Source organism: Streptomyces sp. NPDC033136 (assembly GCF_055578235.1).
Window position 1 is genome coordinate 277023 of record NZ_JBVIPD010000010.1, and the last position, 20324, is coordinate 297346.

Consider the following 20324-nt stretch of genomic DNA (forward strand, 5'->3'; position numbering starts at 1 on the left):
GGCGTATCGGGTGAGGGCGGTCGACGGGCAGCGAGCGGGGTACGGCTACGGCGCGGTCAGTCATCGTAAAACACCCAGTACTTTGAGGCCCAGAAGTTGACGGCGGTGAAGACCGCGACGATGAGGAGCAGGACCCACGCGAGCGCGGACGCGTACCCCATGTCGAAGTGGCCGAACCCGCGCTGGTACAGGTACAGCGAGTAGAAGAGGGTGGAGTCGGCAGGGCCCCCGGTGCCACCGGAGACCACGAAGGCCTGGGTGAACGTCTGGAAGGCGTGGATGATCTGCAGCACCAGGTTGAAGAAGATGATGGGTGTCAGCAGCGGAATGGTGATGCTGCGGAACTGGCGCCAGCGCTTGGCGCCGTCGACGGAGGCCGCCTCGTAGAGGGAGGCCGGAATCTGCCGCAGTCCGGCGAGGAAGATCACCATGGGGGAGCCGAACGTCCAGACGTTCAGGACGATGAGGGTCGACAGCGCCGTTCCCGGTTCCGAGATCCAGCCCTGCCCCTGGACACCGACGAGAGCCAGGGCATCGTTGACGAGGCCGTTGGTCCCGAACATCGCGCGCCACAGCACGGCGATCGCCACGCTGCCGCCGATGAGCGACGGAAGGTAGAAGACGGAGCGGTAGAAGGCAAGGCCCCGCACTCCCCTGTCCAGCAGCAGGGCGAGCCCCAGAGCCAGCGCCAGCTGCAACGGAACGGAGACCAGGACGTAGCTGAAGGTCACCCCGAGCGACTTGTGCAGCCGCTCGTCGTGGAGCATCCGCGTCCAGTTGTCCAGTCCGCTGAACTGCGGCGGCTGCAGCAGGTTGTACTTGGTGAAGCTGAGGTACAGCGAGGCCAGCATCGGGCCGAGCGTGATCCCGAAGAGCCCGGCGAACCAGGGCAGTAGGAAGAAGAACGCCGCCTTGTTCTGCTGTCGCGCGCCCCGTTGGGACCCGCGCAGCCGGCGTAGTTCGTTGATGGAGCTCACGGCACTGCTCCCTTGAGCGGCGGCATCGAAAACACAGTGGTGCGGGCCCGTCCCGGGCCCCGCGTGACCAAAAAGTGATCGTTCACTCTTCGGGTTGCGAGGACCATAGTGAACGATCACTTTTTGCGTCAATAGTGTGTACGCTCTGACTTCCGTAACGTTGGCGGATGGGTGGGAGAAGCGGATGGACAGCGCTGAGACAGCGCGACGACGGCCGACGATCACCGATGTGGCGCGCCTCGCCGGTGTGTCGCCCCAGACGGTGTCGCGGTACCTGCGGTTCAACGGGGGGCTCAAGCCCACGACCCTGGAGCGCGTGGAGAAGGCGATCCGTGAACTCGACTACCGCCCCAACCTGGTGGCACGGTCGATGCGCACGCGCAAGACCGGCCGGCTGGCGATACTCATGCCCGCCATGGCCTTCAACCCGTCCCGCATGCTGGCGGGAGCCAGCGCGACGGCACAGGTCTCAGGGTATTTCGTGGACGTCGTGAGCGCCGGGGGCGGCGTACGGGCGAGGAGTGAACGCCTCCTGGAACTCGCCGACTCGGGGCAGTACGAGGGCATGCTCTCCCTGGCCCCCGTGCTCCCCTCGGTGGAGAGCAAACTGCACCAGAGGACAACCGTGGTGATCTCGGCCGACTTCGACGACGAGATGCGCGGCATCGGGCAGCTGGCCGACGCCACGCCCGTGGTGCGGATGGTCGAGCACTTGGCGGCGCTCGGCCACTCCCGGTTCCTGCATGTGGCGGGCGACGCGCACTTCGCTTCCGCGAGGGCGCGCAAGCAGAGCTATTTGGACACCGTCGAACGCCTCGGGGCCGAGTCCGTCGGGGTCTTCGACGGAGACTGGTCGGGGGAGTCCGGCATCGAGGCGATACGGTCGCTCCCGAGCCGTTCGCGGCCGACCGCGGTGATCGCGGCCAACGACCTCGTCGCCGCCGGCGTCGTCCGGGGCGCCCGGGAGCGCGGCTGGGACGTGCCGGGCGACCTCAGCGTGACCGGTTGGGACAACGTCGGGGTCGGGCAGTTCATGACCCCGTCCCTGACCACCGTCGACGTGGATCTCGAACGGCTGGGCAGCGAGGCCATGGCCAAGCTGATCGCGGGCTTGAGGGACGGTGCGTCCGAGTCGAGTGATAGCTCCCTGTTCCGGGTCATCTGGCGGGAGTCGACGGCCGAACCGCCCCATGGAAGCCGCCTCGCTCCGTGAACGGTGACCGCTCCCGGGCGCGGTCCGCGGCCGGGAGCGGCCGGGCGTCCTGGCCTTGAGCGGTGACCGCTCCTGTGCACGGCCGCCCGAGCCGGCGCCGGCCGGTGACCGCACCGTCCCTTGCGCGCACCGGCGGTCGGCCGGCTACGAACCGCGAGGCGGCACGGCAGGCACCCGCCCAGGCTCCCGTCACGGGCTCCAGGGTGGGCGTTGTCGTCGTCAGTCCTGGTAGACGTCAAGCCGCCCGCACATGCCGAACTTCCCGCGGGCCGTGGGCTGTTGCGTCCGGACGACGGCACCGGAGAGGTGGGCGAACTCCCCCTGTTCAAGCGAGTCGAGCTGCGTCGCGGTTGCCGCCGCGGCGGCCTCGGCCCCCTGCCGGAACCGCTCGCGCCACTCGGCGATACGCGGCCGTACGAGCGCGGCGGCGGCCCGGTGGAACGCGGCCAGGGCCTGTGGCCCCTCGGCCTCGCGCAAGGCCCGGTATCCCTCGAGGGCGAGGTCGCGCCGGGCCCGGGCGACGCGCTCCTGCTCCTCCTCGGGTGCGTTGGCCGGGATGACGGTGGCGCGTGCGTACGCCTCTGGATCGGTCAGGTACTCCGGGGGCAGCGTGAGGACCGCGTCCCCGGCTTCCGGCAACCCGCTGTTCTGCATCAGAACGGTGATCCGCAGATCGCTCTCGTTGACCAGCCGGTGGATGGTGCCGGGTGTGAACCAGGCGACGGTACCGGCCTGAAGGGGAGTCACCTCGTACCCGGATGTGGTCAGCGTCTGCACGGCACCACGGCCGCCGGTGACGACGTAAGCCTCCGAGCACGCGAGGTGCATGTGAGGGGTGCCGCCGCACACCCCGTCGGCGGCAGGCCAGTCGTACACCGACAGATGCGAGAGGGCGACACCCCCGGGCAGTCCGGTGTGGGTTGTGATCATGTTTCGTCAGCACTCCATTTCGCGACAGCAAGCGCTTGCTATCTTCTCTTGAACTTACGTTCCTCTGGCCCAACGGGTCAATGTTCGGACTAAAATCAGGTCAGAAATCGCGAGCTGCAGGGAGATTGATGTGGGTAACGGGCTGGCAGGAAAAATCCTCTATGCCTTCGGTGACAGCATCGTGCACGGACACGTGTATCCGCGCAGTTTCGTGGACCTCGTCGCCGAGCGCGAGAGCATGACCCTTACCAAGTTCGCCCGGAACGGCGCGACTATTGGCGTCGACCCACATGCGTCCGGTGGACAGATACGCACGCAGGTCGAGGAGGCGACTGACATCGCGCCGGATTTTGTCATCCTTGACGGCGGCACCAACGACGCCCAGTCGATCTTCAGGGACCAGCGCTACGCGGTGGGCACTTACGCGGATGAGCTGGAGAAGACGCTGTGCACGATGCAACGGAAATGGCCGGCCGCCCGCATCGTGTACGTCGCCGCCCACAAACTCGGTTCGAGGGACTGGGATACTCAGGTGGCGCTGCGTGAGGTGACGTTGCGGGCATGTCAGAAGTGGGACGTGGCGGTTGCCGACGTTTTCGGGGACACCTCGTTCGACACCCGCGACGACGCCCAGCGGGCGAAATACACGTTCGACGACCTGGTCAACGGATTCCCCGGTACGGAGGGGTCGGGAACGCACCCCAACATGGCGGGTATCACCACCTTCTATGTGCCGGTGGTCAGCGCCTGCCTGCAGAAGATCTCATCACGTTGATCAGGATGGCAATCAGCTCTGCCGGGCCGATATCGGCCCGGCAGAGCTGATTTCTCATGTGAGAGGTGTCAGCGGACCGAAACGGTCACTGGCCGTATCCGGTACCGCGCGACACTCGGACGTCGTCCACGTGCACCGACCCGCGCTCGCCGCCGTTCGAGTACCACGCGACCTTCGCGATTCCCGGCATCGAGGTGCGGAACGCGGCATCGGTCAGGATGCGCCGGCCGTCGATGTCCAGGTCGAAGTGCTGGTTCACGGTGTCCACGGTGAGCGTGATCCGATACGACTTGCCCTTCGTGTACGTACCGATCACGGTGTCCGTGGTTCCCTGATACGCGTGGATCTGGCCGCGCGCGAACGCGACGCTGACGGCTTGGTTGCCGCTGGAGTTGTACACGTAGGGCAACCCGAACCAGCCGCCTTGCGTGTCGTTGCGCATCACCTGCGCGTCGATGGTCACGACGCCCTGCAGCGGGGTGCTGAAGAGCCGGGCGAGGTTGGTCCCGTCGGTGCCGCCGCCTTCGATGGTGCGGGTCAGGCGGACGCTCTTGTCGGTCGCGGACGGCGTCTCCACCACGGAGACGTCGTTGTTGGTCGAGATGACCCGCCACCCGTTGGTCCCGTTGGCGAGAGCGCCGGTCGCCAGGCCGTTGAACGTATCCGTGAACGCGATGCCGGGCGCGCCACGCTCGAATGCGCCGATCTCCGGGCCGTTCCCGATCGGCACGGGAGCCCCGGCGTGGTCGAGGCCGCCGTTGCCGGTGACGGTGGCGCCGGCGTCGACGAACGGTGATCCGGACTGGAGCGCGAAGTTCGCCGCCGTGCCCAGCCTCGTGCCGTTCTCGTCGCCGTAGGGTCCCGTGACGGAGGGGTTCACGAACTGCGGAGCGCCGACGACGGCGTTCGCGTCGGACGAGGGCCGAGTCGTCAGGTTGGACGAGTAGCCGTTGTTGTTGTAGACGATGCCCGACTGCTGCTTGAACTCGGGTGCTGAATTCCCGGAGACGAACAGGTTGTTGGTCAGCGTCACCTTGCCGGAGGCACCGCCGCTCACCATGGTCGAGGAATTGGTGTTGGCGAAGGTGTTGTTGTAGACGTGCGCCACCGAGCCCGTTGTCTGCGACATGTGGAGGTTCCACCGCTCGCTGCCGGTGATGACGTTGTAGCGGACCACCGCGCTGCCGAACTTGACCGAGGAGTTGCAGGCGCAGAGCAGGATGCCGTCGCCGTTGTCGTGCAGGTAGTTGTACTGGAAGAGCTGGTTGGTGGTGCCGATGTCGGGGTCCAGACCGTTCGCGTCGGCACTGCCCCCCATGTGGTGCGTGCCCATGACCTCGTTGTGCTGGACGGTGACACTGTCGGCCATGTTGGTCTCGACGCCGGAGACGCCGACCCGGTCGATCACGTTGCCTTCGACGAGTGCGCCTCGGGTGCCGGTGACATAGATGCCGTTGCCGCCGAAGTCGGTGTTCGCCTGCGTGATGTAGTTGCCGCGGATCGTGACGTCGGTGTGCGGGGTGAAGCGGGAGTCCGTGGCCGTGGCGCGCTTGCCCCAGCCCGTGAAGACGGCACCGGGCGCGTCACCGGCGTACTGCTTCGTCACGATTCCCGCGAACGAGGTGTTCTTGATGGTGGAGTTCTGCACCGTGATGTCGTCGAGCACGGTGGGTGCGCCAGGCGCGGCGATGTCCTGGACCGTGGTGAGGAAGGCGATGCCGCCGCTGTTCTTCGAGCGGTCCCAGCCGTTGTTGAAGGTGATGCCCGGCTTGTTGTTGGCGGTGTTGCCGCCGATCCACTTGACCTCGCCGGTCACGTCGTGCACGTCGACCGAGTCGATCACGAAGTGGTGAAGGGTCTGGCCGTTGTTGCCGTGTACGCCGATGCCACGGAAGTCGCCGAGCTTCGACCCGTCTGTCGTCCCGGTGGGCACCGCGTTCGACACGTCGAGGTTGCGGATTTCCCAGTACTGCTGGTTGAACAGCCGCACCGCGTCGCTGACGGTGCCCTGGCCGGCGATCTTCGGCTTGGCACCCGTTCCGTAGCTGTCGATGGAGATCGGGGCGCTGTCCGTGCCGGACCCCTTCGGCCACAGCTGCCCGGTCCAGCTGTCACCGGCCTCGAAGCGAATGGTGTCTCCGGGCTGGAACGTCGTCGAGTTCACCTTGCTCAGCGAGCGCCAGGGCGCGCTGCTGCTGGTGCCGGCATTACTGTCGTTGCCGCTCGTGCTCACGAAGTACGTGGTGCCTGCGGCGTAGGCACGCTGCACGGGGATGAGCACGATCGACGCGAGCACGACGGCCAGCGCGCACAGTGCGGCGGCTGTCGCTCGTGACACAAGTCTTCGGTTGACGGTCATTGTCCTCTTCTTGTCGTCCGTGGTGGTGAGGAACTGGCTCCTGCCGTGACGCCTCCGGCCGCGACGTCCTGTAACGACTCGGGGCGCGGGCGGTTCGGGACCGTGAAGCGGAGGCACCAACAGGTGCCCGACGACATGGGTACGGGTCCGGCCGGACCTGCACCGTCCGGGGCTGAGCTCGGCGGCGGCTGCGAGAGCCGTGCTTCCCTCGTCACAGTGCCCTCCTGGATGTGGAGCCGGCCGCCGGGATTGCTCATGCCTGCCCCTGGGGCTGCAATGGGAAAACGTATTCCGCGCAGTGTGCCCAGCGGTGACTGAGTGCGTCAAGGTTTCGGGCAGATGAACGCACGGGCGGTGTGGAGGGTCCTGCCGGAAGCCGACGGCCCCGTGCGGCAGTGAGGCATGCCGCGCAGCACGTCTGCTGCGGTACGGCGCTCGCACGGGCTGCTCAGGCGCCCGCTGCACGCCTCACCCACACCCGCACTCCCTCCGAGGAGGATCTCCCGTGCGGGGACCTGTCGCGTGGGCGGAGGGGGAGGGCGCACCCGGTCGGGAGGTGTCACCTCGCGCCGGAAAACGCATTCCGCATAGGGTGTCCGTCCGTGATCGAACGCGTCAAGCGTCGGGCAGCCCGTAGATACACGTCTGCGACGAGTCAGTCTCCGGTGGCCGGACACACTGTGTGCGCCGGCCGGAGTGATCGGTCCCGGGGCGGATCAGGCGATGCGGACCGCCACGCTGTCGCGCACCACGACCTGCCCGCGCAGCATCAAATGCTCCGCCTCCGCACGATCCGCGAGCGCTAGGCGGACCGCTTCGGCACCTGCCTGCGCCAGCGGCAACGACACGGTCGTCAGCCGCGGTGTCACGTCGACCGCGAGATCGATGTCGTCGAAACCGGTCACCGAGACGTCGTCCGGCACCGCCACCCCGGCAGCCCGGAAGGCGGACATCGCGCCGATGGCGATGGTGTCGTTGGCCGCGAGCACCGCGTGGGGCAGCTCCAGCCCCTCGGTGATCATCAGCCGCGCCGCGTCGAACCCTCCTTGGCGGCTCACCGCGCAGTGCGAGATCCGGATGTGCCGCCCCTCGACGCCGCCGTCGCGGAGCCCGGCCAGGAAGCCCGCGGTACGGGCGGAGACGTTCCCCTGCCCGCGCGCGCCGGCGAGGATCGTCACGTGCCGGTGCCCCGCCTCGGCGACGAAGCCTGCCAGATCCTTCGCAGGGTCGTGATTGACGAAGCTGATGGAGTCGAACGGCATGTCGGTGTCACCGACGATCACCACCCGGCCGCCCTCGCGTTCGTATCCGAGCAACTCGTCGAGCAGGCCCCCGCCGAGGGCGTTCGTATCGAGGCGGCTCGAGGTCAGAATGAGGGCACGAGGCCGCAGCGCACGCTGCAGCCGGACGGTTTCCAGCTGCCGCTCGGCGGTGCCGCGGGTCGACGAGACGGTCACGAACGCCCCGGCGTCGCGCGCCCGCCGCTCCATCGCCGCGGCGACCATTCCCATCGACGGCGTCGTGAGGTCGTCGCCGACGACCGCGATCGAGTCGTTCACGCGCCGCATGGCCCGGGCCGAGGCGTCCGCGGTGTAGCGCAACGCGGCCGCGGCGGAGAGGACCCGCTCCCGGTACTCTTCCGCGACCGTCCGGGAGCTGCCGCCCAGCACGCGTGACGCGGTCGAGACCGACACACCGGCGGCCGCCGCCACGTCACGCAAGGTGACGGTCGGCCTCGCTGAATGGGGCATCGTGCCGTTCCTCCCGCACCACGAAAACGAGCCGTCGTCGACGCTGGTCCCGGGACAGGCGACGTCCGCCCCGTCGCGACGCCCGGCACGTTCCCGCAAGTCCTTCGCAGGGGACCCCCACTCGCCGGACCGGGCACAAGACCGAGTACATCCGGTACGAGGGCTTGTCCCCGGCACTCCGAGAGCACGCACCGGCGCCGCTCCTCGACGGGCGAACGTCACCCGTCGTGGCACCAGCCCGAGGATATCCCTGGCCAGGCCGCCGACGGGGTTCGAAAGTGCCGGTGACCGACTCGGGATACGGTCGCCCGGCTGGAAGGTGGTCGCGTCGGCCCGGTCGGCCCCGCCCGGGCATGTGCGGCCTGGTGAGCGGCCGGCACGCGGAGTGACCCTCGGTGGTCACTGCGCAGCTTCCGGACGATGTGCGGCTCGGTGCACAATGTGCGGCATGGAAGAGGGAGCGGCAGCGCCGGTACGGCGTCGCGGGGAGGCCGTATCCGGGGGGCGCCAGGCGACCCTGCATGACGTGGCACGGACGGCGGGCGTCTCACAGGCGACGGCGTCGCGGGTACTCAACGGCAGCGTCCGCAACGTCCGGCAGGAGAACGTCGCCCGTGTACTCACCGCGGCCGCGGAACTGGACTACGCGCCGCACCTGTCCGCCCAGGCCATCGCGCGGGGTTCGACGAACATCGCCGCGCTGGTCGTCAGCGGTGTCGACGACCCCTACTTCTCCTCCATCGCGGCAGGGGTGACGCCGGCAGCGGAGGCTGCCGGACTCATCGTGACCATGGTGGTCGCGGACCGCTCCCCGGAGCGCGAACTCCAGATCGTCGCGACGCTGCGCGGCATGCGCCCCCGCGTCATCATCATGACCGGCAGTCGCATCGACGGCACCGGCACCCGCGACGCACTCGTCGAGGAGCTCGACGCCTACCGGGAGGCGGGCGGCAGCGTGGTCCTGATAAGCCAGCACGACCTGCCGTTCCACACCGTCAGCATCGACAACTACGGGGGAGCGCGGCAGCTTGCCCGCGCGCTGGTAGGGCTCGGCTACCGGCGGTTCGCGGTGGTCCGCGCAGGGACCGGACTGAGGACGTCCCGTGACCGGTGCGGCGGCTTCGTGGAGGGCCTGCGCGAGTTCGGAATCGACGTGGATGAGCGGTTGGTGGTCGAAGCCGAGTTCAGCCGCCGAGGGGGGTGTGCGGCGGCCCGGGAGCTCGTCCGGCGGGGACTGGACGGCACGGAACTCGTCTTCGCGGTCAGCGACGGCATGGCCATCGGTGTGATGACCGCGTTCCGCGACGCCGGGCTTGTCCCTGGCCGGGACATCGCCGTCGCCGGCTTCGACGACATCGGCCCGGCGGTGGACGTCGTCCCGGAGCTGACCTCCGTGAGCGTTCCGCTGCGGCAAGTCGGTCTCCGCGCGATGGAACTCGCGCTCTGCGACGACGACTCCTCGCAGATCGTGCCGGTCGCCACGAACGTCGTCCTGCGGGAAAGCACACCGTTTCTGCGGACCGAGCGGTAGCGAGCCCTGTTGCCGGCCCTCTTGTGCTCAATCACCCAGGACCAGTCCGGGTCCCCCATACGGGGAAGGTGCTCGAGCGGAGCACGCCGCGGACAGGACGGGAACGCGTCTCGGATTCCCGGCGCAGAGGTTGACCCCGTGAAGGGGAGGGCTGGTGATCGCTCCTCTTTTACGCAGTACGAGTGAATGAACCGATGGTTCCCTTCGGGGCCGGTGCCGGGTCTTTACGGTTGCTGAAGGACATCCAGGGCTGCGGGGGAGGCCCTGCGGGCGGGAGACGGGTGGAAAGGCGCGGTTGATGTCGGGGTGGGGGAAGACATCGGGCGTGCTCAGGTCCCGGGCGGCGGGCCGCTGCGGTCGGCCCTGGGGCGCGGCCGGCGTGGCATGTCTCGTGGGAGCAGTGCTGACGTTCGGCGTGTCGTGGGCCGCCGGTGGCGGGACGACGCGGACGGTGGCTTTCGGGCCGTCCATCGGTTGCTGGGGGCTGGCGGCATCCCTGATGCTCCGCGCGAGGGGAACAAGCGGACGAGTGCGGACGCGGCTGCTGCTGTTGGGGGGTTCCGCGGTAGCCGCGGGTGTGTACCGGGGAGCGGTCACCGTGCTGTCGTCACAACCTCCGGCTTCGGGATGGGACGCGCGATCGTTGCCGGGTTCGGTGGTGATCACCGGAGTGACGCTGACGGTCGGTCTGGGGATGGCCGGTCTGGTGGTCGCGGCCGACGCCGGTACGGGCCGGCACGTGTTGCTGCGGCGCGTGCTCGACGGGGTCGTCACCGCCGGGGCCGTGTTCATGACGGGATGGGTGCTGCTGCGCGGGGCCGGTGACGGCCTGCGGCTGGGGAGGGGGATGGTCGGTGTCCTGTGGACGGCGGAAGTGGTGTTCCTCAGTTTTCTGTTCGCCCTGCGCCGTCTCGTACGGAGCGACCAGAGAGCCACCTTGTGGGTCGCGATCGCCGGGTTGTCCCTCACGCTGATCGGCGACACCCTGCGACTGTGGGCGGTCGGGCCACCCGGCCGCGGGCTGATGCCCTGCCAACTGGCCGACGCCTGCGTTACGGCGGGACTGCTGGTGGTCGCTGTCGGCCCCTGGGTTCCTGGCGGGGCGAGCGCCCTCGATACTGCTCAGCCCGCGCTGCGACGGGGGATGGAGGGCGCGGCGGCGTTCGTTCCCCTGACGGTGTGCACGGCCACAGCGCTGGGATATGTGCTGGCTCCGCTTGCCCGGGACCCGGTGCCGCTGGTGGCCGGCGGAACGGCCCTGCTGAGCCTCTGGGCTCGCCAGAGGTTCCTGCCGAGAGAGTAGGAGACGTTGGCAAGCGCCACCGGCGGCGGCACCGCGTTACGGGTTGGCCCCCGGGCTGGTGAGCGTGGCCCGGCCCCGCGCTCCGTCGCCGTATGAGCGCTGACGTGGTCGCGTGACCCGGGCGGGCTCGGCCTTCCGCCGAGCCCGCCACGCCGGCTCCATACCGGAGCCGGACTCATGTCACGCCGTCAGCGCCGCAGTGTCAGCAGACCCGGACGGTAGGGCAGGAGGCCGTAGTCGCCGCCGGAGTTGGGGTTGCGCCCCTGGTAGAGCAGCTGCAGATTGCAGGGATCGACGGTCATGGTCTGATCGGCGCTGGTGCGGATCAGTTCGCCATGGCTGATGTCGTTGGTCCAGGTGGCGCCACTGTTGGCCTTGCCGGCGAAGGGATTGCTCTCGGTCGCGGCCTGGGGTGTCCACGAGCCGTTCAGACTGGTGGCCGTGAACGAGCGGAAGTAGCGTCCCTGCGAGCCGATCGCCTCGACGATCATGAGGTAGCGGTTCTGGCCCTGCAGCTTGTAGACCTGCGGGGCTTCGAACAGGTTGTTCCTCGTATCGCTCATGACTACGGTCGAGGTCGTGCCGAAGCTGCCCGGGAAGTTTCCGATCGGCATGCCGGCCCGGTAGATCTTGCCGTTGTCACCGGCGAAGAACAGGTACATGTTCGTCCCGTCACCGATGAGCGTCTGGTCGATGGGTCCTGTTCCGGAGTCGGAGATGCTTCCGGAGAAGAGCACCTGCTGGGATGACCAGCCGTTCGGGTTGGTGGGGTCGCTCGACGTCCGGTAGGAGAAGGCGGTCCCGCCCCACTGGTAGGCGAGCACCCAGATGTTCTTCGGCGCGAAGTAGAAGAGCGTGGGCGCGACGGTGGAAGCCGGCATCGCGTTCTGGCCGGCCGAGGCCATCTCCGACCAGTTGGTGAACAGGCCGAAGTTCATGGAACCCCAACGCGTCCCCGTGTCGTGCGTCGTCGCGTAGACGAGTTGCCTGCCGTTGTAGGGGGCGACGGTGAAGTCCTTGAGCGAGACCCACCCCTGCTTGGGCTGCGCCAGCGCGCCCGTTGATGTCCAGCGGTAAGTCGACGGAAGATCGCACGGGCCGGGGTTGTCGCCGCCGACCTTGACGAGCTGCCACTGCTGGTTGGCGCCGGCCCAGTCGTCGTACTGGACGATGTTCGCGTTGTCGGCGGTGGAGGCGCCTTGTACCTCGAGTGCCTTGCCGCTGTGGCGCGAGATGATCCTTACGTAGCCATCCGAGCTGTCGGCCAGTCGCCACTGCTGGTTGGTGCCGTTCAGGTCGGCCCACTGGACGATCGAGCCGCCGTTCGCGGTGGACCAGTTGTGGACGTCCAGCACCTTGCCCGACTGGCGGGACTTGATGCGGTAGTAGCCGCCCCCGGAATCGACGAACTGCCACTGCTGCTGCTTCTGATCGTTCCTGGTCCACTGGGTGATGCGGGCGCCGTCGTCGGTCGCCATGTTGTAGACATCCAGGGCCTTGCCGCTGTTGCGGTTGACCAGCACGTACGAGGCGTTGGGGTCGACGGTCGCCGCGCCGGCGGGCTGGGCGCCGAGGAAGGTGGCCACGAGCAGCAAGGGCGCGAGGACGGCGGGTAAGCGCCTCAGACGGACCGGGGACGGGTGGCGACACATCAGAGGGCCTCCTTCGGGGCGGGGGTGAGGTGACCCCGACGACCGTGGAGCGGACGTACCGGGGCGAGGAAAGGTGTCGAAACTTTCGAAGAATTCCCGGATGCTTTGACGCCACAAGCTAGGAATGTGGGGCCCTCTGGTCAAGGCCTGTCGCCGTTCTGTCCATAAGTGGCGCCTCCCCTGCGGTCTTGACCGAGCTGGGGCGCCGTCCGGCTCGCTGGGATTCCCGAATGTTTCGGGTGAAGAATCGAAACTTCTTCTGCGGGGAGTATTGACGATGCATCGTCAAGGCCTCAATCATCCCTGCTTGAGAGACCGGCCACGGTTCGATATACCGAACGGTATTGGCCATGAGCAATCTGTGCTGCACGGCAGATCCACGCACAGCCGCACGACGGATCCGCACACCGAAGCACCGGCGCCACCCCGTCACGTTCCGGTGAGGTTCGCACCAGCGCATCCTGGCTCATCGCGCAATCGGAGAGGTGCGCGACGCCGCGTGGTGGTCCCCCGGCTGAGCCGCGATGGAGTACTCCATGCCTGTGTCGAAACACCGCCGCCCGCCGTACGTCACCCAACGGCCGAGCGGGTGCCGTCCGTGCCGGTCGAGATCGTCCCGGTCCCATGACCGCGGTGTCCGGTGATTCCGAATCTGCCCGGCTTCCGGCCCGCCCCGTCCGTCTGCCGAGTGGGCGCGGGCGACGCGTTCCCCTGCGCTTCAGTCCTTCCATGATCTCTACCTTGGAGGCACAGTTATGGGCTCGTATGCCCTTCCCAGACCCGTTGTCCGCCGGAAGATCCGCGGCCTGCTGTTGGCGCTGGTCGTCGGCGTCCTCGGGGTCGTCACCGCACTGACCCCGCCGCCGACCGCACACGCCGCCGAGAACACGCTCGGCGCCGCGGCGGCGCAGAGCGGCCGCTACTTCGGCACCGCCATCGCCTCGGGCAGGCTCGGCGACTCGGCGTACACGACGATCGCGGGCCGTGAGTTCAACTCGGTGACGGCCGAGAACGAGATGAAGATCGACGCCACCGAACCGCAGCGGGGCCAGTTCAACTTCACCGCCGGCGACCGCGTCTACAACTGGGCGGTGCAGAACGGCAAGCAGGTGCGCGGCCACACCCTGGCCTGGCACTCCCAGCAGCCCGGCTGGATGCAGAGCCTCAGCGGCAGCACGCTGCGCCAGGCGATGATCGACCACATCAAGGGCGTGATGGCCCACTACAAGGGCAAGATCACCCAGTGGGACGTCGTGAACGAGGCCTTCGCCGACGGCAGTTCCGGAGCCCGGCGCGACTCCAACCTGCAACGCACCGGCAACGACTGGATCGAGGTCGCCTTCCGCACCGCGCGCGCCGCCGACCCGGCAGCCAAGCTCTGCTACAACGACTACAACGTCGAGAACTGGACCTGGGCCAAAACCCAGGCCATGTACGCCATGGTCCGGGACTTCAAGCAGCGCGGCGTGCCGATCGACTGCGTCGGCTTCCAGTCGCACTTCAACAGCGGCAGCCCCTACCACAGCAACTTCCGCACCACCCTGCAGAACTTCGCCGCCCTCGGCGTCGACGTGGCCATCACCGAACTCGACATCCAGGGCGCCCCGGCCACGACCTTCGCCAACGTGACCAACGACTGTCTGGCCGTCCCGCGCTGCCTCGGCATCACCGTCTGGGGTGTGCGCGACAGCGACTCCTGGCGACCGGAGCACACGCCGCTGCTGTTCAACGGCGACGGCAGCAAGAAGCCCGCCTACACCGCCGTCCTCAACGCGCTCAACGGCGGCTCCTCCACGCCCCCTTCGGATTCCGGACCGATCAAGGGCGTCGGTTCGGGCCGCTGCCTGGACGTGCCCGGCACCAGTACCACCGACGGCACCCAGCTCCACCTGTGGGACTGTCACAACGGCACCAACCAGCAGTGGACGTACACCGCCGCCGGCGAGCTCAGGGTCTACGGCAGCAAGTGCCTGGACGCCGCCGGCACCGGCAACGGCACCAAGGTCCAGATCTACAGCTGCTGGGGCGGCGACAACCAGAAATGGCGCCTCAACTCCGACGGATCCATCGTCGGCGTCCAGTCCGGCCTCTGCCTCGACGCTGTCGCGGGCGGCACCGCCAACGGCACCCTGATTCAGCTCTACTCCTGCTCGAACGGCAGTAACCAACGCTGGACCCGCACCTGAGGGGACCTGCCACACACGCCCCCCAAAGCCCGCGCGAGCCCGCGCCCGGTAGCCGAACGCACATCACCACCACCTAGGTTCTTCGCACAGTTCCAGTGACAAGCCCGCACCACGGAGTGGAGCCAGGATCATCCTGGCTCCACTCCGTCGACGTGTATCCCGGATCGAGGGACGGAGAGGGCCTTTCAGGAGAGCTCCCACGCCTTCGGACCGGTCAACGGCCGGCGAACAGGCCGTGGGAGGGGTGTGCGGTTCGTGGACAGCCCCGGCCGACCACCCCGCCCGCTCTAGAAGAAGCCGAGTTTCTGAGGGCTGTAAGAACAATCACCGGGTACGCGTGGTGGAGAACGCTTCCCAACAGGTCAGCCGCGGAGGCCGCGGTGGTGAGGGCGCAGAGGCATGCGCGGTGTGGTGGCGGGCGGCCGGACCTACCGGTGAGGCGGTCGAGGGGAAGCTGATCCGCTCGGGCGTGATGAGAGAGCCGTCCACCGCCGACCCGCGTGAGCCCTGTCTCACCTGGGCAGCACCCCTTGGCTATGCAACGAGTTGCATAGAAGGATCTGGGTATGGCCCTCGAGCACGCGATCCTCGTCTCCCTGCTGGAGAAGCCGGGCTCCGGCTATGAGCTGGCCCGGCGGTTCGAGCGGTCCATCGGATACTTCTGGACCGCCACGCACCAGCAGATCTACCGCGTTCTCAAGCGCATGGAGAGCGGGGGCCTGCTCGCCGTCCGTGAGCTGTCGCAGCAGAGCCGACCGGACAAGAAGGAGTACTCCGTCGTGGGCCCCGGCCGCGCCGCCCTCTCTCAGTGGCTGCACGAACCGATCGAACCCGAGAGCATCCGGCACGAACTCGCGGTGAAGATCCGCGGCGCGGCCTTCGACGACCCGTCCGTGCTGATCCGTGAGGTCGAACGGCACCGCCAGGTGCACAGCGACCGGCTCGCACACTATGTGGCCGGGGAACTGCGCGACTTCACCGGCCCGGCGGCGCCCACCCCGCTCGACGCCGGCCAGGAGCTGCAGCATGTCGTGCTGCGCGGCGGCATCGCGTACGAGCGGATGACGATCGCCTGGCTCGACGACGTACTCGCCACTCTCCGCCGGCTCGGCACGTCACCCCCGCACGCCTGAAGCGCCGGACACCGCGCCCCGCGCACCGCGACCTGCAGTCGTGAACCCTCCACCCTCAACCCTCGGAAGGCGGACCTCCATGGCCGACCCCCTCCTCTTCAACCCCCGTACGTACGACCCGGCGCAGTTCGACCCCGAGACCCGCAGGTTGCTGCGTGCCACCGTCGACTGGTTCGAGGACCGCGGCAAGCGCAGGCTCATCGAGGACTACCGGTCCCGTGCCTGGCTGGCCGACTTCCTCGCGTTCGCTGCCAAGGAAGGGCTGTTCGCCACCTTCCTCACCCCGGCGTCTGCCGCCGGACACAAGGACCAGCGCTGGGACACGGCCCGAATCGCCGCCCTCAACGAGATCTTCGGGTTCTACGGTCTCGACTACTGGTACGCATGGCAGGTGACCATCCTCGGTCTCGGACCGGTCTGGCAGAGCGACAACACCGCAGCGCGTACCCGCGCGGCGGAACTCCTCGCCCAGGGTGAGGTGTTCGCCTTCGGTCTCTCCGAGAAGACTCATGGCGCCGACATCTACTCCACCGACATGCTGCTGACGCCGGACGGCAACGGCGGCTTCAGGGCGACGGGCTCCAAGTACTACATCGGCAACGGCAATGCCGCCGGGCTCGTCTCGGTCTTCGGCCGACGCGCCGACATCGAGGGTCCCGACGGCTACGTCTTCTTCGCCGCCGACAGCCGCCACCCGGCCTATCACCTCGTGAAGAACGTCGTCGACTCCTCGAAGTACGTCAGCGAGTTCCGTCTCGAGGACTACCCGGTGGGGCCGGACGACGTCCTGCACTCGGGCCGCGCCGCCTTCGACGCCGCCCTCAACACCGTCAACGTCGGCAAGTTCAATCTCTGCACCGCCTCGATCGGCATCTGCGAGCATGCGATGTACGAGGCGGTGACCCATGCGCAGCATCGGATCCTGTACGGCCGCCCCGTCACCGCCTTCCCGCACGTGCGCCGCGAGCTGGCCGACGCGTACGTCCGCCTCGTCGGCATGAAGTTGTTCAGCGACCGGGCCGTCGACTACTTCCGCTCTGCCTCTTCGGACGACCGCCGCTATCTGCTGTTCAATCCGATGACGAAGATGAAGGTGACCACGGAAGGCGAGAAGGTCATCGACCTGATGTGGGACGTGATCGCCGCCAAGGGCTTCGAGAAGGACACCTACTTCGCACAGGCCGCCGTCGAGATCCGAGGACTGCCCAAGCTCGAGGGCACGGTGCACGTCAACCTCGCGCTGATCCTCAAGTTCATGCGCAACCACCTCCTGAATTCGGCCGAGTTCCCGGCCGTGCCGACCCGCCTCGACGCGGCCGACGACACGTTCCTCTTCGAGCAGGGACCGGCCCGTGGCCTTGGCTCCGTGCGCTTCCACGACTGGCGCCCCGCCTACGACGCATACGCCGGGGTGCCGAACGTCGCCCGCTTCCGGGAGCAGGCCGACGCCCTGTGCGAGTTCGTCGCCACCGCAGCCCCCGACGAGGAGCAGAGCCGCGACCTCGATCTCCTTCTCGCCGTCGGCCAGCTGTTCGCGCTGGTGGTGCACGGCCAGCTGATCCTGGAGCAGGCCCGTCTGACGGACCTCGACGAGGAGGTGCTCGACGAGCTGTTCTCCGTCCTCGTCCGCGACTTCTCCGCCTTCGCAGTCGACCTGCATGGCAAGGACTCCGCCACCGTGGATCAGCAGCGCTGGGCCCTCGGTGCCGTCCGGCGTCCCGTCATCGACGAAGCGCGTTCGAGGCACGTCTGGGAGCGTGTGGAGGCACTGTCCGGGGCGTACGAGATGGCGCCCTGACAGCCGCCGAGAGGGCTGGAATATCTGCCAGGCAAGCCGCACCGTGCGGCGCTGACGGCCCTCCAGCAGTCCGGGAATCTGCTCGCGGAAGGTCTGCCTCCGGCAGCCCGGGGCCGGACAGACCAGCCGCCGTGTCCGCAGGTGGTCGACGACCGGGCGGCCGTCGACCGGCATGTCCGTCACCGTCCGGCGGTGATACCCCTGCACCTTCCCCGTCGGCGTCCGGCACATCGGACACGGCACCGCCGCATCCCGCGTACGAGCCGTGACCATCACCGCGTCGCCACCGTCCACCGCGTCCTCGACGACCAGCATCGACGGCCCGGGAAGCACCGTACTGACACGGGAGTTGACATCCATCACGAGCTCATGGTCAAGGACGGCCACCCGGTGTCACCACCGATGCGGGCCAGAGCTGAACGTCTCACAGCCCCTGTGGTCACGGGCAACGGGAGGAGTGGACGATCCATGGCTTCGTGGTCCTGCCACCGCGCCCACACGTGGCGGGCACTTCCGGTCCGTCCGAATCACGTCTGGCCTCGACAGCGCACACGTGGTCGAGCGTCAGGTCGGCCGGTCAGCGCAGGAGCCTGCGGATGATGGTGGTGGCGGCGCTGATGTCGGTGGGCTGCCCGGTGAGGAGCTCGCGGTAGTAGAAGGACTCGGCGACCCGGACGACGGCGTAGGCGAGGGTCGGGGCGTCGATGTCGTCGGGTTCGCCGATCTCGGACTGGATGAGCCGGCTGACGGTCTCGACTATGCGGTCTTGGATGACGCCGTCACGCGAGGTCATCACCCGTAGTGCGGTGTCGGGGTGCTCGGCGACGAACCGACGCATGGCCGGCAGTTGTGCGCTGGTGGACAGCATGGCGTGAACGAGGTCGGCGACCTTGTCGGCGCCCCGGCCGCGGCTCCGGGGGTAGATCTGAGCGAACTCGGTTGTGGCGATCGCCCAGATCGCCTCGCCGATCAGGCGGTCGCGGTCGCCGTAGCGCCGGTACAGGGTGGCGCGGCCGATGCCGGCCTCGGCAGCCAGCGCCCGTGCGTCGATCCAGCCGTCCCGCAGGAACATCGCGACCGCGGCGCGCAGCACCGGCTCGTCCGGGGGCAGCGGAGGCGGAACCTCTTGCATCTGAGACATCACCGCCCTAGTGTCTCACTACATCTCGCCGAGACACATGCGCATTAATGTCTCACCTTTGTAGGGAGTAACCGTGGCCACAGTGAGGCGGACATTGCCGTTCGCGATCTACGTCGTGATGTTCGCGGCCCTTGCATTTCAGGGCGACCTCACGGCGTTCATGGTTTGCAACCTGCTAGTGCAACTGGCCGTCTTCGTCGTGGGTGCGGGTCTGCCGGCCCACCGCACCGGGTTCATGTCCTACGTGGATGTGGCCTGGCCGTGGGGCCTGGCCCTGATCGGGGTGCAGATCCTGGCGTTCGGCGGCCTGGATTCGCCTGCGGCTGTCGCGACTGCGGTGATCTACCTGCTGATGGGCATGCGTATGGGCGCCTGGGCGCTGCGGTTCATGGTGTTCAAGCGGTTGCCCGGCGAGTTGCCGCGGTACCGGTACCAGCGGCGCCGCTGGGAGCGAGACGGGTTCCGCAACGAGAAGGCGTCACTCCAGGTCGAGATCATGGTCCAGTGCGGCGCCAACATCGCTGTGCTCGCGGTCCCGGCCGCGCTCGCCACCGTGCGCCCGGCCGGCCTCGATGCAGTGAGTGTCGCGGCGATCGCGCTGTGGGCGGTGTTCTGGGTGTTCGAATCGGTGGCGGACCTGCAGAAGGCCCGTTTCGCCGACCGCACCCGACGAGACGGTGTGCGCCGCACCTGCGACATCGGGCTGTGGCGCTACAGCCGTCACCCCAACTACTTCGGTCAGTGGATGCAGTGGAACAGTCTCATCCTGTTGTCGCTGCCCGTGCTGATCGACCGCTGGCCACACCATTACATTGTCTTCGGCCTGCTCACGGCCCTCGCCCTGGCCTGGATTTCCTGGACCACGTACCACATGCTCGTGCACTACACCGGCGCCGTTCCCGCCGAGTATTTCAGCCGGCAACGACGCCCCGACTACATCCGCTATCAGCGCGTCACCAACCGGTTCTTTCCCGGGCCCCGACGGACCACTCATCAGTGAGCCCTTCCGGGTGCCCCATAGGTGATGAGGCAGAGCGGCGGGCACGGGCGCCGTGTGCCGGGCGCGCCGGCGGTCTCGCGGTCTCGTGGTCTCGCGGTCTCGACCGGTGAGTCACCGGCCCTCGAGCCAGACCTCCGGGCGAGTGGGGGTCCTCGATGAGGGTGTTCCGCCCACAGCGATTCTGCGTTGCAGCCGCTGGCCGAGGCCCGCTGTACCTATCCCAATGACCGGGTGGGGTCGAAGCTGCGCGGTACAGTCGCTGAGCGTGCTTGTCGTGCCGGGTTGCCTGGAGGGCAACAGTGCCCCCAGGCAACCCACTTGAGGCTCTAGAAGAAGCCGAGTTTCTGAGGGCTGTAAGAACAAAGAATGTTCTTCGTCTGCTGGTAGTGGTCCAGCATCATCTTGTGGTTCTCGCGGCCGATGCCGGACTTCTTGTAGCCGCCGAAGGCCGCGTGCGCCGGGTAGGCGTGGTAGCAGTTGTGAACCGCCCCGGGTTTGATGGAGACATCGAAGACCCGGAAGGATGCCGATCATGGCTGCTCCCCGTAAGTACCCCGACGAACTGCGCGAGCGTG

At 68.0% G+C, this 20324-nt stretch carries 14 protein-coding genes and 2 pseudogenes; 8 read left to right on the forward strand and 8 right to left on the reverse strand.

Annotated elements, in window-relative coordinates:
* Positions 1-56 precede the first annotated feature (56 nt).
* Positions 57-977: a carbohydrate ABC transporter permease gene (locus ACZ5TL_RS21060; RefSeq protein ID WP_468591549.1), complete on the reverse strand. Its 921-nt coding sequence runs from the start codon at positions 975-977 to the stop codon at positions 57-59.
* A gap of 184 nt (positions 978-1161) precedes the next feature.
* On the opposite strand from ACZ5TL_RS21060, the gene ACZ5TL_RS21065 reads away from it, so the two are divergent.
* Positions 1162-2190 carry a LacI family DNA-binding transcriptional regulator gene (locus tag ACZ5TL_RS21065; protein WP_468591550.1) on the forward strand — a complete coding sequence of 343 codons (1029 nt, stop codon included), beginning with the start codon at positions 1162-1164 and terminating at the stop codon, positions 2188-2190.
* A gap of 219 nt (positions 2191-2409) precedes the next feature.
* Here the strand turns inward: ACZ5TL_RS21065 and ACZ5TL_RS21070 are convergent, their stop codons facing one another.
* The gene (locus ACZ5TL_RS21070) at positions 2410-3120 is read right to left on the reverse strand and encodes a cupin domain-containing protein (RefSeq protein ID WP_468591551.1); all 711 of its coding nucleotides are present in this window, start codon (positions 3118-3120) and stop codon (positions 2410-2412) included.
* Between the two features lie 130 nt (positions 3121-3250).
* Between ACZ5TL_RS21070 and ACZ5TL_RS21075 the strand changes: the two genes are divergently transcribed.
* Positions 3251-3895, forward strand: a complete 645-nt coding sequence (locus tag ACZ5TL_RS21075) for an SGNH/GDSL hydrolase family protein (protein ID WP_468591553.1) — start codon at positions 3251-3253, stop codon at positions 3893-3895.
* Positions 3896-3980: 85 nt separating this feature from the next.
* Here the strand turns inward: ACZ5TL_RS21075 and ACZ5TL_RS21080 are convergent, their stop codons facing one another.
* Positions 3981-6233: a choice-of-anchor Q domain-containing protein gene (locus ACZ5TL_RS21080; protein ID WP_468591554.1), complete on the reverse strand. Its 2253-nt coding sequence runs from the start codon at positions 6231-6233 to the stop codon at positions 3981-3983.
* Between the two features lie 737 nt (positions 6234-6970).
* Complete coding sequence (locus ACZ5TL_RS21085; RefSeq protein WP_468591555.1) at positions 6971-8005, reverse strand: LacI family DNA-binding transcriptional regulator; 1035 nt, start codon at positions 8003-8005, stop codon at positions 6971-6973.
* Positions 8006-8531: 526 nt separating this feature from the next.
* Here ACZ5TL_RS21085 and ACZ5TL_RS21090 point away from each other — a divergent pair.
* A complete protein-coding gene (locus ACZ5TL_RS21090) occupies positions 8532-9536 on the forward strand; it encodes a LacI family DNA-binding transcriptional regulator (protein ID WP_468591556.1) in 1005 nt (334 codons plus the stop codon).
* 658 nt (positions 9537-10194) lie between these two features.
* Positions 10195-10839: a hypothetical protein gene (locus ACZ5TL_RS21095; RefSeq protein WP_468591557.1), complete on the forward strand. Its 645-nt coding sequence runs from the start codon at positions 10195-10197 to the stop codon at positions 10837-10839.
* 188 nt (positions 10840-11027) lie between these two features.
* Here the strand turns inward: ACZ5TL_RS21095 and ACZ5TL_RS21100 are convergent, their stop codons facing one another.
* Complete coding sequence (locus tag ACZ5TL_RS21100) at positions 11028-12491, reverse strand: non-reducing end alpha-L-arabinofuranosidase family hydrolase (protein ID WP_468591558.1); 1464 nt, start codon at positions 12489-12491, stop codon at positions 11028-11030.
* A gap of 755 nt (positions 12492-13246) precedes the next feature.
* Here ACZ5TL_RS21100 and ACZ5TL_RS21105 point away from each other — a divergent pair.
* The 3 genes from ACZ5TL_RS21105 to ACZ5TL_RS21115 all read left to right on the forward strand — a co-directional run bounded on the left by ACZ5TL_RS21105 (position 13247) and on the right by ACZ5TL_RS21115 (position 17608).
* Entirely contained in the window at positions 13247-14677 is a 1431-nt protein-coding gene (locus ACZ5TL_RS21105; RefSeq protein WP_468591560.1) for an endo-1,4-beta-xylanase, read from the forward strand.
* Between the two features lie 566 nt (positions 14678-15243).
* Positions 15244-15810, forward strand: a complete 567-nt coding sequence (locus tag ACZ5TL_RS21110; RefSeq protein ID WP_468591561.1) for a PadR family transcriptional regulator — start codon at positions 15244-15246, stop codon at positions 15808-15810.
* A gap of 79 nt (positions 15811-15889) precedes the next feature.
* Positions 15890-17608, forward strand: coding sequence for an acyl-CoA dehydrogenase family protein (locus tag ACZ5TL_RS21115; protein ID WP_468591563.1), 1719 nt, complete (start codon positions 15890-15892; stop codon positions 17606-17608).
* 123 nt (positions 17609-17731) lie between these two features.
* Here ACZ5TL_RS21115 and ACZ5TL_RS21120 read toward each other — a convergent pair.
* Together ACZ5TL_RS21120 and ACZ5TL_RS21125 are read right to left on the reverse strand one after the other, a co-directional pair.
* Positions 17732-17968: pseudogene (locus tag ACZ5TL_RS21120) on the reverse strand (transposase family protein); the annotation flags it as partial.
* 217 nt (positions 17969-18185) lie between these two features.
* Entirely contained in the window at positions 18186-18749 is a 564-nt protein-coding gene (locus tag ACZ5TL_RS21125) for a QsdR family transcriptional regulator (protein ID WP_468591564.1), read from the reverse strand.
* Positions 18750-18822: 73 nt separating this feature from the next.
* Between ACZ5TL_RS21125 and ACZ5TL_RS21130 the strand changes: the two genes are divergently transcribed.
* Positions 18823-19749: a DUF1295 domain-containing protein gene (locus ACZ5TL_RS21130; RefSeq protein WP_468591565.1), complete on the forward strand. Its 927-nt coding sequence runs from the start codon at positions 18823-18825 to the stop codon at positions 19747-19749.
* 326 nt (positions 19750-20075) lie between these two features.
* Here ACZ5TL_RS21130 and ACZ5TL_RS21135 read toward each other — a convergent pair.
* Positions 20076-20228: pseudogene (locus ACZ5TL_RS21135) on the reverse strand (aldehyde dehydrogenase family protein); the annotation flags it as partial.
* Between the last annotated feature and the right edge of the window lie 96 nt (positions 20229-20324).

Bases quoted from the DNA above. Each gene is read 5' to 3' on its own strand.
- ACZ5TL_RS21065 (WP_468591550.1), top strand. From the start codon at position 1,162: ATGGACAGCGCTGAGACAGCGCGACGACGGCCGACGATCACCGATGTG.
- ACZ5TL_RS21070 (WP_468591551.1), bottom strand. From the start codon at position 3,120: ATGATCACAACCCACACCGGACTGCCCGGGGGTGTCGCCCTCTCGCAT.
- ACZ5TL_RS21085 (WP_468591555.1), bottom strand. From the start codon at position 8,005: ATGCCCCATTCAGCGAGGCCGACCGTCACCTTGCGTGACGTGGCGGCG.
- ACZ5TL_RS21100 (WP_468591558.1), bottom strand. From the start codon at position 12,491: ATGTGTCGCCACCCGTCCCCGGTCCGTCTGAGGCGCTTACCCGCCGTC.
- ACZ5TL_RS21105 (WP_468591560.1), top strand. From the start codon at position 13,247: ATGGGCTCGTATGCCCTTCCCAGACCCGTTGTCCGCCGGAAGATCCGC.
- ACZ5TL_RS21110 (WP_468591561.1), top strand. From the start codon at position 15,244: ATGGCCCTCGAGCACGCGATCCTCGTCTCCCTGCTGGAGAAGCCGGGC.
- ACZ5TL_RS21115 (WP_468591563.1), top strand. From the start codon at position 15,890: ATGGCCGACCCCCTCCTCTTCAACCCCCGTACGTACGACCCGGCGCAG.
- ACZ5TL_RS21125 (WP_468591564.1), bottom strand. From the start codon at position 18,749: ATGTCTCAGATGCAAGAGGTTCCGCCTCCGCTGCCCCCGGACGAGCCG.